General features: G+C 42.6%; 8 protein-coding genes. 4 read left to right on the top strand and 4 right to left on the bottom strand.

What is annotated here, in order from left to right:
- Positions 1 to 256: 256 nt before the first annotated feature.
- The 3 genes from LBQ60_02555 to LBQ60_02545 are packed head-to-tail and all read right to left on the bottom strand — an operon-like array spanning position 257 to position 2,897.
- Positions 257 to 1,645 (bottom strand): PKD domain-containing protein, encoded by a 1,389-nt coding sequence (locus LBQ60_02555; GenBank protein MDR2036784.1) that lies wholly within the window; start codon positions 1,643 to 1,645, stop codon positions 257 to 259.
- Positions 1,646 to 2,569: a type IX secretion system membrane protein PorP/SprF gene (locus LBQ60_02550; protein MDR2036783.1), complete on the bottom strand. Its 924-nt coding sequence runs from the start codon at positions 2,567 to 2,569 to the stop codon at positions 1,646 to 1,648. It abuts the gene before it with no gap.
- Entirely contained in the window at positions 2,550 to 2,897 is a 348-nt protein-coding gene (locus LBQ60_02545; protein MDR2036782.1) for a gliding motility-associated C-terminal domain-containing protein, read from the bottom strand. The genes LBQ60_02550 and LBQ60_02545 overlap by 20 nt, the downstream gene beginning before the upstream one ends.
- Before the next feature lie 2,635 nt (positions 2,898 to 5,532).
- On the opposite strand from LBQ60_02545, the gene LBQ60_02540 reads away from it, so the two are divergent.
- Both LBQ60_02540 and LBQ60_02535 read left to right on the top strand, forming a co-directional pair.
- The gene (locus tag LBQ60_02540) at positions 5,533 to 6,399 is read left to right on the top strand and encodes a lysophospholipase (protein ID MDR2036781.1); all 867 of its coding nucleotides are present in this window, start codon (positions 5,533 to 5,535) and stop codon (positions 6,397 to 6,399) included.
- A complete protein-coding gene (locus LBQ60_02535) occupies positions 6,356 to 7,345 on the top strand; it encodes a GSCFA domain-containing protein (protein ID MDR2036780.1) in 990 nt (329 codons plus the stop codon). The genes LBQ60_02540 and LBQ60_02535 overlap by 44 nt, the downstream gene beginning before the upstream one ends.
- Before the next feature lie 5 nt (positions 7,346 to 7,350).
- On the opposite strand, the gene priA is transcribed toward LBQ60_02535, so the two are convergent.
- Complete coding sequence (priA, locus tag LBQ60_02530) at positions 7,351 to 9,807, bottom strand: primosomal protein N' (GenBank protein ID MDR2036779.1); 2,457 nt, start codon at positions 9,805 to 9,807, stop codon at positions 7,351 to 7,353.
- A 172-nt stretch (positions 9,808 to 9,979) separates the two neighbouring features.
- On the opposite strand from priA, the gene LBQ60_02525 reads away from it, so the two are divergent.
- Complete coding sequence (locus LBQ60_02525; GenBank protein MDR2036778.1) at positions 9,980 to 10,762, top strand: hypothetical protein; 783 nt, start codon at positions 9,980 to 9,982, stop codon at positions 10,760 to 10,762.
- Positions 10,763 to 11,054: 292 nt separating this feature from the next.
- Entirely contained in the window at positions 11,055 to 17,189 is a 6,135-nt protein-coding gene (locus tag LBQ60_02520) for a hypothetical protein (GenBank protein ID MDR2036777.1), read from the top strand.
- The last annotated feature ends 204 nt before the right edge of the window (positions 17,190 to 17,393 follow it).

The following is a 17,393-nucleotide window of genomic DNA, read 5'->3' as shown; positions in this document are numbered from 1 at the left end:
ACTACGAAACAAAACTATTTACATGATTTTTTTCTCCGGTATTCCTGATTTTTAGTATCATGAACCATCTCCTAAAAAACGTATCCGGAACAGCTATGTACAAAAGTACTTCTACAAGACAGAGATCTATAGGAGCATTCAAAGTCTATTAAAAAAAGTGATTTCAAAAAAAAACAAGTCATTGTCTATAAAACACATACCAAAACATATCCGTAATATTTTACGAACAACAGTTAATGCCAGAAAAATCTATTGATTATTGCCCGGTAACCATAATTTCCCGGTACGAACATAATTTCACTTTCTCTCCGGTCGTCTTATGGATACCTGTTATGCCAAGCCGTATCTGATAAGTTCCCGGAGCAGTGTATGTATGCGTTATGTGCTCACCTTTCGTCTGGTTGCCATCACCAAGTATCCAATAGTATTCATCGATCTCTATTTCAGGAAGGTAAGTTTTAGAAGCATCCAGCAATAATGGTTCTCCGGCCTTCACTGAGTTATTTGTCGTAATATAGGGTTGTTCTATATCCAGTACTTCCATCAGATAATCTGCAGCTCGGTTTTCGAATTCTCCGGTCAGGGAATCCTTAATATTTAACTGAACGGTGTATGTTCCCGGAGACAAATAGGTATGCTCCACTATTTCACCTTTTTTAACGGTACCATCCCCTAGATCCCATTCATAATAAAAGGTAGTAGTATCCAGAGAAATAGCCCTCTCATCAAAAAACTCATAGGTATAATCATTTTCTTCCTGTTTATTACATTCGTAGAATACGGGGAAAAGAGACCGGAAAGAAAAGATATCTATGGTTTTTCCATTACGATTACTGGAAAAATAACCATCAAGGCCATCTTCATCGGATGCCGAATAAGCGAAATCATCACTTTCAGAATTAACCGGTGCCTCCAGCTGCTGACGCATCCCCCACTGGTCATTTAACTCCCGCACTGAAAAAATATCCAACCCGCCCATAGATTGATGTCCACGTGAAGAAAAATATAAAATCCCATTTGCCTGGATGAACGGATAAAGCTCATCATCCGGAGTATTGACATCCGGGCCCAGATTTTTGGGAGAACCCCATCCGGTAGGTGTCCAGTCACAATAATAGATATCAAAGCCCCCTAATCCTCCCGGCATATCCGATGCGAAAAATAATCGCAGGCCATCCCTGCTCAATGACGGATGTGCCATTTTATAATCGGGATGATTATGTACAAAGGGCCGAACATTCACCCAGCTGTTACCTTCCCTTTGTGTGATAAATATTCCGTTCCCGCTTTTGCTATTGACCGTAAAATATAATGTATTTCCGTCCGCACTGATGGAACCCGGGCCTTGATGAGCATGAGGAACCAGATCTTTATATAAAATCTGAGGTGCACTCCATTTTGAACTATCGGTCCGGTGAACAATATATAAATGAAATAAATACTCATTATGTTTATCAGTCCGGCTAATCAACACGTTCTGGTTCCGGTTGGAGCAATAAATCAAATCGTTACCAACAGGAACAGCGGCTACTTCATCGGCATAGGACGTATTGATGGAAAGAGGGGTTACCTCGTATGATTGTGCCCATACACCCTGAACAAGGATGGTACAAAACAGAAACAATATATTTTTTATACAATCCATCTATTTCAGATACAAAGGATTTTCAGCATTTACACGATACCGGAATTCATACCGCAGCATGATCTCATGTGAACCTTTTGTGATACTTGCTTTTCCGAAAGCATGGTCATAAGTATATCCGATACAAAGTTGCGGATTGATCCGTACTTGCGCCATGGCCACCATAACATTGGAATTCCGGTATGATAACCCAACTTCCAGCGTTTCTTCCGGTAAAAGGATCACATTACAGTTCAAATCGAACAAAATACTTTTCTGCTCATAATGCAATAATGTGGAAGGCCTGATTTTCAAATTAGTACTGATGGGAAAGACCATACCACCATACAACATCACATTATTGAATGATAATTTCCCCTTGTAAGCATCGGCTTTATGCGGACTATACACCAGAAGCTTCGGAATAGATAACCCGGCAAAGTAACGGGATGTATAATAATAGGTTCCTATTCCGACGTTAGGCATGAATAACCGGTGTATTTCCCCGTCAAACATAGGATCTCCCGGTTCGATCACATGTACTTTATCCTGTTCTTCCCTCATTTGTTCAAATCCGGCCTGTAATCCGAAGGATAATTTACCTTCATTCATTTTTACACGGAAAGCATAAGTAGCAAACACCCCTGTTTTACGATATATGCTGATCTTATCATTGAATACGAGCAGCCCGAGCGCTACCTGAGGATTCCTTAAAGGAAAATCACCGGATAATGTCTGGGTTCTCGGTGCGCCATCGATATTCATCCACTGGGTACGGTACAAAGCGGCCAGATTCAATACCTCCCGACTACCGGCATAAGCCGGGTTTATGGCCAGTCCATTGAACAGGTACTGGCTATACACAGGATTGTTCTGTGCCCGGCAAGTGAAGCCACACAGCAACAGGCAGAACAAAATGAACCATTTACCTTTTAAGTATGACATATCCTTTGTATACCTTGTCCCCATTAAGAGTCAATTGATAATAATAGGTATCGGAAGGAAGCTCTTTCCCCGAAGAGTTCCTGCCATCCCATAGACACGGATACCAATATTTTTGGGTATCAACCGTATTTGTCTTATATACTACTTTATTATAACGATTAAAGATGATCAACTCGCTACTTTCAGCGTTTTCAGCTCCCCGAACGCCAAAACAATCATTAATATTGTCACCGTTAGGTGAAAAGCCGGAAGGTACTTCCACATCCAGCACCTCAATAGTTACTTCATCTGAAACGGAAGGACAGGCTCCGTTAGAAACGGTCCACATAGCCTTATTCATTCCCATCGAAAGACCTGTTACCTGAGTAGAAATACGTCCGGGATCAGAAAAATCCATTTCTCCTTCAACGATGCTCCACATACCCGTTCCTACCTGAATAGGGAATGCTTCAAGTAATGTATTAAATTTGAAATGCAACTCCTGCCTGGGTTCACTGATTATTGCCGGAGAGGGAGATGCATCAAACCGGACCACCACGGAACGGCTCGTATCCATACAACAATCCAATCTTCCGGAACTTACAATTCTCCGATAATAACGATTTCCGATGTACTTTAAATCCGGCTTATAGGTTTCGTCACTGACTGCCAGGTCATCCCAGCTTTCATTATCCTGGCTGATCTGCCAGTTGAAACGATAAATCCCATCGCCTCCTGATAAGGCCGGACTTGTAAGTGTTTCAGCTGTTTGTGTTTCACATAATTCCTGATCAGAAAGAATTGTATTTTCAGCAATAAACGATAAAATAGTTACTTCGACCTGATTACTTTTTTGAATACAATTTAAAGAAGAAGCCTCCCTTCTGAAGTATTGTTTTCCGGGTTGTACAGGTGCCGTATAATCTAATTCGTCGGCATAATCGATATCCGCCCAGTCCGTTCCGTTGGTGCTTTTTTCCCATTGATAAGAGAAGGTGCCTCCACCTCCCGTAGCAGCTGTCCCTTCAATAAGAACAGATACCACATCGGCACAGGCTATGGAATCTTCGTTAATCAATGTATTGATGATCTCCGGGATCACGATTATTTCCACAGGCAGGCTATAGTCTGTTACAGGTATTGTTACCCCTTCTATATTCTGGGTAGTGGATACCATTCTCCTGAAAAAAATATCTCCGGTAAGAGACGGAGTGGTATAGGTCATTCCGTTATTCGCACCGTCTGCCGGGACCCAGGGGCCTGTTCTACTGGTACTTTTTTCCCATAAATAAGTATATCCGAATGTTCCGCCTTCCGGCTGTGAAGCTTTGATCAATTTCTGTTCTCCATAACATAGGGTGGTATCATTGGTGATAATAAAGTTATACAAAAACCCCCTCAGCTGCAGCCCAAAATTCCCCTGGATAACCCCTGAAAAACCTCCTAAAGCTACATTGGGACAGTCATCATCAAATAGCTTTCCGGCATCACCAGGAGTAAGTATAACAGATGTACCGAATCTGCTTTCAAATTCACCGGGGTCATGTTTTACATAGAGCACGCCGCCGCCGCCACCGCCACCGGTTCCGTAAGATCCCGTAAGCGGTGGATATTCATTACAATAATCATTCCGGGTTCTTCCGCCATTACCACCTCTTGCTTCAACGCTTAACCCCTGATAATCGTCTGTATAAAGAACAATGGTACCGCCAGCACCACCACCACCTGCACCACCATCACCAGTGATTTCATCCACACTTCCCCCATTGGCAGATATTTTGGCTCCATTTCCAAATTCGATTTCCCTGGCAACAATGAAAACCAAACCACCGCCATTTCCGCCGGGTGTATTATTACCTGTTCCGGATCCGCCGCCACCACCTAAGAAAATCCGGTCTCTCCATTCGGAAGATCCATAAAAAGCAGCCTTTCCGCCTTCACCCAAAAGAAGATTACTCCCGGAACAAATAGAAAAACCGCCATTTCCACCATTTCCACCATTTCCACCACCGCCGCCGCCGGCATACCGACCATTCCCGCCGCCACCACCGCTATACGCTTGCAATTTTCCTCTCGGCGTAGCAGTATAGAGATTATACAACATGCTACCCTGACCTTTGTACCCGCCACTCTGAGCATCGGCACCTAAATCAGCGTAATTATCCTGACTGGTCACGGGACAAATTGCTGAAACGGATGTATTTTTCTTTCCACCCAGAAAGCCCGATCCGGATGCGTCAATATCGGCATTAATCGTTAGTGTCTGGTCTACCATGAGTGCGACAATGCCCCCGGTAGCACCATCCCAAGGATCACAGGTCAACCGCCCCGTAACCTGTGCATTTTTATATGACGGAACACGAACGAGTTGTACCAGTTCTGTCATAGGATCAAAATTTGGACTGGTCAATAAGGTGATATTATTGCCACTTTTTCCACCCACAATATGGAGTTCATATTTACCTGCTTTATAAACGTAATTACCATCCTGGGTAACACCGGTCATCTGTATCAGAAGCACGGTATCATGTTCATTAAAAGCAGAAGCATTATTTACCGTAACCACATTATTGTTGATTACCGTAACTTTCGCATATTTATTGATCACATCCCTGATTTGTGTTTGAGCCGAAGAAATCCCACTTAAACAAAGAAGGGCAATTAGCAAGATATGATATGTTAAATCTATTTTACGCAAAATAAAATGATAACAATTGACCAATATAATTGATTTATTCCGCAAATATAACGCATTTCTGATAAATAAACACATACTAAAGCTTAGCCACGTAAATATATACACTAAAACAGGCAAGGAATTTGTAATGTTATGTTCCGGAGCATAAATTTACTAAAAAGTTGTGGATATATGTCCGGGATATAATGATCACTGTTCATTTCAAGGCAATATAAAATGATGGTTCATTTTTTATATGTTTTGAATTAAGGAATTTGTATTTTTGGGTCTTTTTTCATGAAACTGAATGCGCGTTAAAGAATATTACCTGAATAGCAAAAAGATAAGGCTGTATGTAAAACAATGGCTCCCCGATCACGATACTGATCTTGTTGTTATCATGGTACACGGAATTGGAGAATATAGCGGATGTTACGAACATTGGGCCGAAAGATTCGTAGCACAATCCATTGGATTTGTCGGATTTGACCTGAGAGGACATGGTCGTTCTTCCGGCAAAAGAGGACATGCGTCTCTCCATCAATTGATGACAGATACGAGAATTGTAGTAAAAAAAATCAATAAGGCTTGTCCACATGCAGTGATCATTTTATATGGCCATAGCATGGGCGCACACATCGCATTAAATTACGCTTTAACCCAGGGAGTTAAAGTACAGGGAATTATCGCATCATCACCCTGGCTGAAACTGGTCCGTCCACCATCACCAATGCTGGTAAATCTTGCAAGAGCGGGATCTTCAATATTTCCGTCGTTAACAGTAAAAACAGGCATAAAACGGGATCAATTATCAAGCAGTGAAGTACAGAAAAGTACGAAAACCGATCCCCTACTGCACAAAAAAATATCCATCAAATTATTCACCGATCTGTGGAAAAACGGTGAGATCATCCTGAAGCTAAAACATCGATTAAACATACCTTTGCTATTAATGCACGGGGAAGATGATCCGTTGGTATCCTGCCAGGCCAGCCAGGCATTTGCGAATAATGCAGGAGCATACACAAGCTTCAAACTTTGGAAGGGCATGAAGCATGAATTGCTCAGCGATGCTGAAAATGAAGCGGTTTTTCAACACATCATTCAATGGATCATGAACGTATATAAAAATGGGAACATTCAGAACAACTATAAAAAAGCAGTTATCGCATGAAAAAATAGGATATCATTCATCGATCATGATGGCCGGTTCCTGTTTTGCCGAACATATAGGATCAAAATTACAGCAAAATAAATTCGACATAGTACTGAATCCTTTTGGAATTGTATTTCATCCCTTTCCTTTGGCAGCATCCATAGAAAGAATGATACAAGCAAAGGAATACACCACTGACGAATTATTACATCATCATCACCTATGGACCAGCTTCGACCACCATGGAAGTTTTTCCCATCCGGATATAGCCATCAGTCTGAAACAAATCAATGAGGCCTTGCGACAAGGACATGATCAATTAAAGAAATCGACATGGATACTGGTGACATTTGGAACTGCATGGGCATATCGACTTAAATCTAATGGGAAGATCGTTGCTAATTGCCATAAATATCCGGCATCAGAATTTGAACGTATTAAAACAGACGCTGATGAAATATACCGGACATGGGCGTCTTCCATGCAGCAATTGCAGGTATTTAATCCGGATGCCAGGATTATTTTCACAGTCAGCCCGGTGAGACATTTGCGGGACGGTGCGCATGAAAATCAATTGAGTAAGGCTACGCTGTTGTTATCCATCGAAAAATTGAACAGGGATTTCCCCCATACCGGTTATTTCCCTGCTTATGAGATCATGATGGACGACCTAAGGGATTACCGGTTTTACGGAGAAGATATGATTCACCCGAATAATACGGCCATCGATTATATTTGGGAGTACTTCTGTAACACCTATATGGCAGACCATACCCTCATCATAATGAAGGAAGTGGACGAAATCATTAAAGCTGCCGGTCATAGATTCATACATAAAACAACTGAGAATATAGTATTTGCAGAAAAAAACCTTGAAAAGATCAGACAAATCTGCCGGCAGAATCCGGGACTGGATTTTAGCAGGGAAATAAAGCAGTTCGAAGAAATCATTCACAAAGCATAATGACCTTATACCGGGTCAACATCGATTACTGTTTGTAGAGATTTATACGCCGGAAGTATTTTCAGGGTATTGATAACGCCGGAAAGAATTGATTTTACTTTCGGCAACGAGGCTTGTTTCTCAATCTTCAACAGGATATTTTCTATGTAGTTATTTTGTATACGTGCAATGATCGGCACCTCCGGACCCAGGACACGGTGCCCGAATGTTTGTTTTAAATAAGCCGCAGTATCCATTGCAGCATGATGAACAACTTCTTTGTTCTTGTGCTTTAAGGTAATCCTGATCAATCGATAGAAGGGAGGATAGCAGAAAGTTTTACGGTCTTCAAGTTGTGCACGGAACATTTCCGAATAATTATGATCCCTTACCTGTTGCAAAATTATATGTTTCGGAAAAGATGTCTGTATGATGACTTTCCCCCTCTCTCCAAATCTTCCTGCACGGCCGCTCACCTGTACCATCAATTGAAAACTCCGTTCAAAAGCGCGGAAATCGGGAAAATTAAGCATATTATCTGCGTTCAGTATCCCCACCAGATGCACTTTTTCAAAGTTCAACCCTTTGGAAATCATTTGTGTCCCGATCAATATATCTGTTTTTCCACACTCAAAATCCGTAATGATTTTTTCATATTTATTCCTGGAACGGGAGGTATCCATGTCCAACCGGGAAATATGGGCATGAGGAAAAAAAATCTGTATCTCATCTTCGATCTTTTCGGTCCCAAAACCTACGGTAGCGATGTCCAGGCTTCCGCATTCGGGGCATTGGTGAAGATTTTCCGTACTGTATCCGCAATAATGACATACCAGCCGGTCAGAAAATTTATGATAGGTAAGGCTGACATCACAATGTTCACAACGAGGGATATATTCGCAAACCCGGCATTGTACATAAGGAGCAAATCCACGCCTGTTCTGGAAAAGGATCACCTGTTTTCCTGCTTTCAAGGTGTGATCAATGGCCTCCAGCAAATCCGGATGGAAATGCGACTGCATTTTTTTTGCTTTACGCGCCAGTGAGGTGTCGGCAATGATCATTTCCGGCAAAGCAATGCCGGCATAACGTTGTGTCAGTTCCACCAACCGGTATTTTCCATCCAAAGTATTGTGATAACTCTCGACACCCGGTGTTGCGGATCCCAGAATTACATTTGACCCATGCATGGATGCCAGTACAACCGCCGCATCACGTGCATGGTAACGGGGCGCCGGGTCATATTGCTTGTAAGTATTCTCATGTTCTTCATCAATGATAATCAGTCCCAGCTTATCAAAAGGAAGAAAGATACCGGACCTGACACTTAATATGATGCGATAACCGTCAGCTTTACGGATACTGTTCCAGACTTCCACCCGTTCTGCATCAGAGAATTTTGAATGGTATACACCCACCTGGTTACCGAAAATATTTTTTAACCGGTCTATGATCTGTGCTGTCAGTGCAATTTCCGGCAACAGATACAGCACCTGTTTACCCTGTTGTAGCTGCTCCCTGATCAGGTGGATATATATCTCGGTTTTTCCCCCTGATGTAACACCATGCAGTAATACGGTTTCCCGTTTGGAGAAAAAGGTCCGGATCTCCTCTATTGCTTTCTGCTGATGTTGCGTCAGTTCAGGCATGGCATGTAGCTCCCCTTCATCTTGTTTCAACCGGGAAACCTCCACCGGATAACTTTCAAGTATTTTCTTTTTTACCAGACTATTAAGAGCATCACCCTGGCTGTTCGCCGTGCGGATCAGTTCCTTCTTCGGAACGGGCCTTTCTTCCCGGACAGAAAATGCCCCCGACAAGCTGATATACTCCATCAGCAAGTCTAATTGCCTGGGGGCTCTTTCCAATGAATCAAAAGCAGTCCTCAGTTTTTCTTCACTGTCTATCTCAGGATGTAAATGAATATATGTTTCCAGTTTTGGCTTGTACCGATGATTAATGGCCTCTTCTACCCAAAGAGCTTCCTTATCGACCAGGGACTGTACAATGCGCATTAAGTCTTTCCGCTTATACAGAACAGCAATTTCACTTACGGGAAGGTTTTTTTTCCGGTATACGATATCCAATATCTCTTCTTCCCGTTCTGTCAGTTCATCACACTGCACATAATCCGGATTAAAATATATCCGGGTTTCACTTTCCAGTTTTAGCCCGGACGGAATAGCTGCTTTCATGACATCCCCCATGTTACACATGTAATAGGATGCAATCCATTGCCAGAATGACAACTGGATATCGTTCACCACAGGATGTTCGTCCAGCACCGATACCAGTTCCTTTACGGAATACTGTTCCGGGACGCGTTCATGTACTTCATGCACAATCCCTGAGTAGAATTTACGGGTTCCAAAGGGTACGATCACCCTGATCCCTTTTTTCACCAGTCCGTCCAGTTCATTGGGAACAGCATAAGTAAAAAAGCGAGGAAGGGCTAAAGGTAATATGACATCAACGAATAACAAGGCAAACTGACGGATAGGAATATAAAAACGACAACAAAAATACGGTAATTTAAATGAAAGTAATCATATCTTTGCAAAATGGTGTTATTCCTTTAAGATACAATGGTATTTTTTTTGTACCAATCTTACGACGTATCTTTGCACTTTAACCTGATAAGGTCGAAACAGACGCATGCATATTGTAAAAGAGATCATTCACAAGATCATACAGGGATTCGAAAAAATGCTCTTCTGGCTGGAAGAACACTATATCGGCATTTTAACGACCATTGCCTTACATTTGTTCATCATCAGCATGATCCTGGTTCTCAAGATCCGGACCAATGCCCAACGGGATTACTCGATCATGCTCGATATGTCCCTGATCCAGGAACTTCCGGAAGACCCGACGGAAGAAACCCGGCAGGAAGAAAGTGTCCAGGAGCTTGTACAAACATTGAACCAGGAATACAATGTCCGCAATATTCCTGTAAATGTAGCTGAAAACCGTGCGATAGAAAATATCGATAAAATGGTCCGGGATATCAAAAATGAAATGAACATTACCGATCCTCCGGATCCATATACTCCTGAGGAAATAGCACAGCAGGAACAGGAACTTCTAGAAGAAGAAGCCCGGATCTATGATGAAAAATATCCGGAGAATGAAATGGGCGAACGTACGGTATATCAAGGCCCGACAACCGTATCTTACGACCTGAGCGACCGCAGGCATATATCCATGCCTATCCCGGCATACAAATGCCTGGGACATGGAAAAATCGTAGTGGACATAGTCGTAAACAGGAAAGGCTATGTACTGTCTGCAGAGATCAATAAATCCAAGTCGGATTCACAGGACCCGTGCCTGACCGAAGCGGCAAAGCGGGATGCTGAACGTTCCCGTTTCAATAATTCATCTTCTGCACCGAACAAACAACAGGGAAGTATTACTTACATCTTTTTTGCCCAATAACTTATAGAATGGAGAATGGAGAATGGAGAATTGAGAATGGAAAATGGAAAATGCTGACAAACATCTGAAAACTTTGAACGATAAATGATGAACTTTTTAGTTTTCTGATTTTAAATTCGGAATATTGAACTTTGAACTTTTATAAGAATACAACATCTAAAAACAGGTTAATGATATTATTTTCAGTCCTATAAAAATTATTTTCGAAAAAAATATCTGCTTTTATGGAATTTTACTCCTTTATGCATCTTCCATAAAAGAAACGTTTTTTCACAAATAAATAAATCTGATTATGACACGTACATTCATCACATTATTTGCAGCTATTGTATGTTGTTTCCCGGCAATGGCCCAATCAAACGACAAGACGGATTACCAGGCTCAATGGGAAAATATTGAAGAGTTAGCGAAAAAAAGATTACCACAATCTGCCTTGATCGAAACGCAGAAAACATATCAACTGGCACTGAGTGAAAAAGAGTACGGACAGGTAATTAAGTCCATTATCTACCGGATGGGTTATCAGAAACAGATCCAGGAAAATATACCCATCTCATTACTCGATTCCCTGAGACAAGATGAAATACGGCTGCCTCAACCGGCCAGATCGATTGTTTACTCACTCATGGCTGATGTATACAGGCAGTATTACCGGCAGAATCATTGGAATATCAGGCAGCGGACAGCTAATATGACTGTCAGTGATGATATTAATACATGGGGAATAGACAGATTATTCGAAGAAATAAGGAAATATAACCGGCTGTCCATACAAAACGAAAAAATATTACAAAAAACATCTACCAATGATTACAATGCTGTAGTCAAAGACGTATTAGGAGTAATATATACTCCTAACAGGAAAGAACAAATACTGACACTTCCCACATTATATGATCTGCTGGTTTTTAAGATCATACAATCATACAATCGTGACATACCTGCAGCTTCTCCACAACAAATGTTCCTGATCAACCATCCTGCGTATTTTGCTGATGCACGTACTTTTTCGGAATTCGACATTCCGAAGACGGATATATTGTCGGTCGAATATCAGGTCATTTCACTATACCAGAAACTATTACGGTTCCGTCTGCAACAACCCGACAATGCCGATAACCGTTATGCATTTGCCAATATCGATATTGAACGGTTGCGGTATATACAAGCCCACGGACAATATGCTGATGGAGAGTCCATGTATGAGGAAGCTCTTAAGTCATTAATTCACCAATACGAAGCATATACGGAAAAACATATCCCTATGTACGCACTGGCGACATTGTATAGAAAGCAGGCAGGCAATTGGCGTAATAAAAAAGACAACAGCCTGCGTCCGAAATACCGTAATGCCTACGAACTTTGCCAACAGATGATTACTTCAGGCGATACTTTGCTGGTGAAAAACGCAAAAGAACTGCAGGATGAGATCAGGAACCCTTCGTTGATCCTGAGGTTAAATTATTCACAGTATCCCGGCAATCCTATCCTGGCTTACGTTTCTTACCGGAACATAAGCAAATTACATCTTTATATCTATCGGTTGACTGATGAAGCTGCTGTCAAATACCACAAACAGGGATTGTCCGAGTTCGATCCGGAACAATCTACGTTTTACAGGACTCAGGTGATTGAATTACCGTCGCAGCCTGATTATCAACAATATTCCTCTGAAATCAAAATTAACGATCTTCCCCGTGGCATATATGCTATTTTTGCCTCCGATATCTCAGAATTACCCCAAAAGGGATTCAAAAAGCATGACGGCAACCTGACAACAGGTATATTGTGTCAGGTTTCTACGTTAAGCGTGTCAATAACTTCCGGTAACAGCGAAACATCTGGTGGACAAGAACCAAAAAATAACCCGCAAATAATACAGGTACGCCTCACCGACAGCAAAACAGGTGAACCCATTAAGAATGGAAAGATCGACTACTATTACGGATGGGATGACAAGACCAATACATTTGCCGGCAGTTACACCACAGATATACATGGAATAACAAATATTCTCCAGGAGCACGATAGATCCGCATATACTAAAATGACCGCTTCACACGGAAACGAACGGTTCCTTTTTTACGACGGGACCAGATATTATCCACCCGTCCAGACTCCGGTGCGCCAGGTGGTTTTCTTTACCGACCGGTCGATATACCGGCCCGGACAGACGGTATATTATAAAGCGATGTGCTTTGACCAGCAACAACTGGTCACTGATTTCCCTCTTGTCATTGAGTTCAAGGATGTCAACAGGAAAATAATCGCATCACAAAAACTGACCACCGGTGAATTCGGTACGGTACAGGGCAGTTTTACCATCCCGCAGGGTATTCTCAACGGATCCATGTCTCTGGTGTGCAAAATCGAAGAGCGTGACATTTCTACTTCCATACGTGTAGAAGAATACAAACGCCCGACTTTCGAAGTGGCCTACGACACGCTTAAGGGGAACTACCGGTTGAATGATTCCGTGCATGTGAGCGGAAAGGCCAGGACATTGTCCGGATATTCCGTAGACCATGCCCGATTGACTTATCGTGTGGTACGCAACGAACAACCCCGTGAAAGATGGTGGTGGGTACCGCCGGTAAGCACTCCGCAACGTGAGATTGCCGTGGGAACTACCGTTACCGGAAGTGATGGTTCGTTCATGATCACTTTTAAAGCTGAGGCCGACGACATCCGAAATGACGATTTAATTTATAACTATTCCATCACTGCCGACATAACCGATGTGAACGGTGAAACCCGCAGTGCGACACAAGTGGTGAAAATCAGTAAAAAGCCCTTACTGATAGAGGCAAAGATCCCGGAAAAAATAATCCACCGCGATTCGCTCGATTTCGAAATAATTACGACCAATCTGAACGGCGATCATACTCCGGCTGATGTTTCCATTACGTTATCTGCGCTGAAAGGCCCTTCTAAAATATTACGTAATCGCCTGTGGTCTGAACCGGATACCTTTTCCCTTTCCCGCATTGAATTTGAAAAATATTTTCCACTCGATATGTACGATGATGAGAGCAATCCTGAAAAATATTCCGTCGTCCGGCAACTGAACAGCCAAAAGCTCCATACAGGACAAGATAAATACATCCGGCTTTCCGATCTTAAAACAGCTGATGCAGGATGGTACAAGCTGGATATAAAAGCCCGTAATGCCGATGGAATAGAAGTTGAAGAGCAGAAATTCATTCAATTGACAGGATCTCCCAATAAAGGAAACATGTCCATCACCAATATGACAGACTGGCTAACCGTCGTTAAAAACAAAGGAGAACCGGGGGAAAATGTAGAATTCCTGGTAGCCGGCGGTAATAAGAGATCTTTTGTTTATTACGAGATTTTATTGGGAACCACAGTTATAGAACAAAAAGACCTGATCGTAGGAACAAATCCTGAACGAATTACCATTCCTATAAAAGAAGAATACCGTGGAGGATTTACCGTAAACTTCCTGATGACACAAAACCAACGTTTATATATGCGACCGACAATCATTCATGTTCCTTTTTCCAATAAGCAACTGGATGTCAGGTTCACTTCCTTCCGGAAACAGTTGGAACCGGGGGAAAAAGAAAAATGGACACTAACAGTCAGGGATAAACTAGGCGAAAAAGAGACAGCCGAAATGGTCGCAACCCTCTATGACGCTTCCCTGAATGCATTATCGCCGCATTCCTGGGCCAATATTGACCGTTTCCACCGGCAACGATCCTTCTACAGTACACGCAACTGGCGAATACCGACATCTTCATCTTCAAATCATTCAGCTTATCTTTATAAAAAGAACATCATGGCAAAAACCTTCCAGCCATCATTTCCTCAAATTACCCCTGTTTTGGAAGAGGTGGTGGTTGTAGCATTCGGAAAAGCAAGAAAGGAATCGGTTGTAGGCAGCATTCAATCCAACGATCTTCAGACACCATCGCCCGGCATTTCTTCACTCCTGGGCGGAAGGGTTGCCGGAATGATCTCTTTTCAGGAGAATGGGTTGAGAGAAAATCTTGAGGAATATTATGTGAGGGGCATCGGTCCGGCTGACAATAAAGAAATAACCGAAATCACTACCCGCCAGAATTTCAACGAAACGGCATTTTTCTACCCGCAATTGCGCACCGATGAAAACGGCGAAATAACTATTGAATTTACAATCCCCGAAGCATTGACCCGCTGGAAAATGCTGGGATTTGCACATACCAAAGACTTTAAGGTCGGCAACATCAGCAATGAACTCATCACACAGAAACAAGTAGCTATCAGCGCCAATGCACCGCGTTTCTTCCGCGGAAGCGATGTGATCGAATTCAGTGCCAAGGTAAATAATATCACCGGGGATGAGCTCACCGGACAAACCATGCTACGCCTGTATGATGCTACTAATATGCAGCCTGTGGATGCACAGGTTATCCGCTCGCAACAAACACAGGATTTCAGAGTAAAAGCAGGAGAAAGTACAGGTTTGAAGTGGATACTGTCCATTCCTGCTGGTATACAGGCCATCACTTATCAAATAACCGCACAGGCTGGTAATCATACCGACGGAGAGGAAAAAACCATTCCGGTACTCACCAATTCCATGCTGGTGACTGAAAGCATGCCTTTCAGCGTACGCGGCGGTACACAAAAGGAATTCACCTTCAACCGGCTAAAAGAAAAACAATCGAATACCCTTCGTCACCACCGGTTAATACTTGAATTCACCTCAAACCCGGCATGGTATGCAGTGCAGGCCATGCCCTACATGATGGAATATCCCTACGAATGTGCCGAACAGGTATTCACACGTTTCTATGCCAATTCACTGGCAGCTACCATCACCAACAGTTCACCTCGTATCAAACAAATATTTGATTTATGGCGGGCATTACCCGAAAATAAAGAGGCACTCCTGTCTAACCTTGAAAAGAACCAGGAACTCAAACAGGTGATGCTGGAAGAAACACCCTGGGCTGCCCAGGCTACCAGTGAAACCGAACGCAAAAAACAGATCGGGTTACTGTTTGATCTCAACCGGATGGGCAACGAGCAGCAACGCGCTTTCAGTAAACTACAGAAAATGCAGTTAAATGACGGCGGATTCCCATGGTTTGACGGATTGCCTGCCAGCCGGTTCATCACTCAGCATATTATTGCCGGTATAGAACACCTGAAAAAACTCAATGCATTGGATGAAGAATTTGCAGGAAATACCGGAAGCATTATCAGCCTGGGACTTACTTACCTGGATGATCGCATCAAGGATGATTATGAGGCATTGATGAAAATAAATAATATAGATCCGGGAAAACAACACATCACCCCTACCCAGCTCCATCATTTGTACGCATGTAGTTTCAGCGAATACAGACCGACAAATGAAGTACAACGCAGGGCTTTTGATTTTTATCTCGACCAGTCAGCCAGATACTGGACGAATTTCAATCTCTATAGCCAGGCAATGGCCGCCCTGGTCCTGAACCGTTATGGGGACAAGAAAACAGCCGGTACCATCATCCGTTCGTTGAAGGAACGCGCCCTGCAATCGGAAGAAATGGGTATGTACTGGAAAGACAACAAAGCCGGATATTTCTGGCACCAGGCACCTGTCGAAACACAGACTATGCTGATAGAAGCATTTAATGAAGTGGCCAGTGACCAAAAATCGGTCGAAGAAATGAAAATATGGTTGTTGCGCAACAAACAAACCAATAACTGGCGAACGACCAAAGCTACTGCCGAAGCCTGTTATGTATTGTTGATGACAGGCAATAACCTGTTGGACGAAAGCCGGATACTGGATATAAAGATAGGCGGCAAACCGCTCTCCTCCGTTGCCCGTGAAGACATCAGCCCCGATCCCGGAACAGGCTATGTAAAAACCTCATGGAACGGAAATGACATCCAAAAGAATATGGCTTCCCTCGAGGTAAACAATTCTAATGAGAGCGGCATTGCATGGGGAAGTATGTACTGGCAATACTTTGAGCAACTGGATAAAATCACCAATGCGGAAACCAGTCTGAAAATGAACAAGCAACTGTTCCTGAAACGAATCACTGAACGAGGTGCTGAGTTGTTACCGTTAAACGAACAAAATGTGCTGAAGATAGGCGATATCGTAACAGTACGGATGGAACTACGTGCTGACCGCGACTATGAATATATCCACCTGAAAGACATGCGGGCGGCAGCTCTTGAACCTGTAAAAAGCATCTCGGGTTATCGTTACCAGGATGGTTTGTGGTATTATGAAAGCATCAAAGATGCTTCGACCAATTTCTTCATCTCCTACCTGAGAAAAGGATCATATGTATTCGAATATGAACTGCGCGTAACACATGCCGGACAGTTCTCAAACGGAATCACGACTTTTCAGTGTATGTATGCTCCGGAATTCAATGCACATAGCGAGGGTGTCATGGTGAAAGTGGAATAGCCGGATATGGAAAAATAGTTGCATCGTGTAATCTGGTACAGGATCAAAGAATCATTAATGGTTTTGAGCCAATTATTCGCAATATTGCGAATAATTGGCTCAAAACCATATTTTCAAAAATAAACTCCCGTATTACCCGTCAAAAGACATGTCCGGAGTAGCCAGTTCGATATAAAAACCGAGATATCAGGATGAATAGGGAAT

This window comes from Bacteroidales bacterium (assembly GCA_031275285.1).
GTDB lineage: Bacteria > Bacteroidota > Bacteroidia > Bacteroidales > UBA4181 > JAIRLS01.
The sequence above is the reverse complement of the archived record's forward strand: the minus strand, read 5'-3'. Positions and strand labels throughout refer to the sequence as shown.

Bases quoted from the DNA above. Each gene is read 5' to 3' on its own strand.
- LBQ60_02555 (MDR2036784.1), bottom strand. From the start codon at position 1,645: ATGGATTGTATAAAAAATATATTGTTTCTGTTTTGTACCATCCTTGTT.
- LBQ60_02550 (MDR2036783.1), bottom strand. From the start codon at position 2,569: ATGTCATACTTAAAAGGTAAATGGTTCATTTTGTTCTGCCTGTTGCTG.
- LBQ60_02545 (MDR2036782.1), bottom strand. From the start codon at position 2,897: ATGTGGACCGTTTCTAACGGAGCCTGTCCTTCCGTTTCAGATGAAGTA.
- LBQ60_02540 (MDR2036781.1), top strand. From the start codon at position 5,533: ATGCGCGTTAAAGAATATTACCTGAATAGCAAAAAGATAAGGCTGTAT.
- LBQ60_02535 (MDR2036780.1), top strand. From the start codon at position 6,356: ATGGGAACATTCAGAACAACTATAAAAAAGCAGTTATCGCATGAAAAA.
- LBQ60_02525 (MDR2036778.1), top strand. From the start codon at position 9,980: ATGCATATTGTAAAAGAGATCATTCACAAGATCATACAGGGATTCGAA.
- LBQ60_02520 (MDR2036777.1), top strand. From the start codon at position 11,055: ATGACACGTACATTCATCACATTATTTGCAGCTATTGTATGTTGTTTC.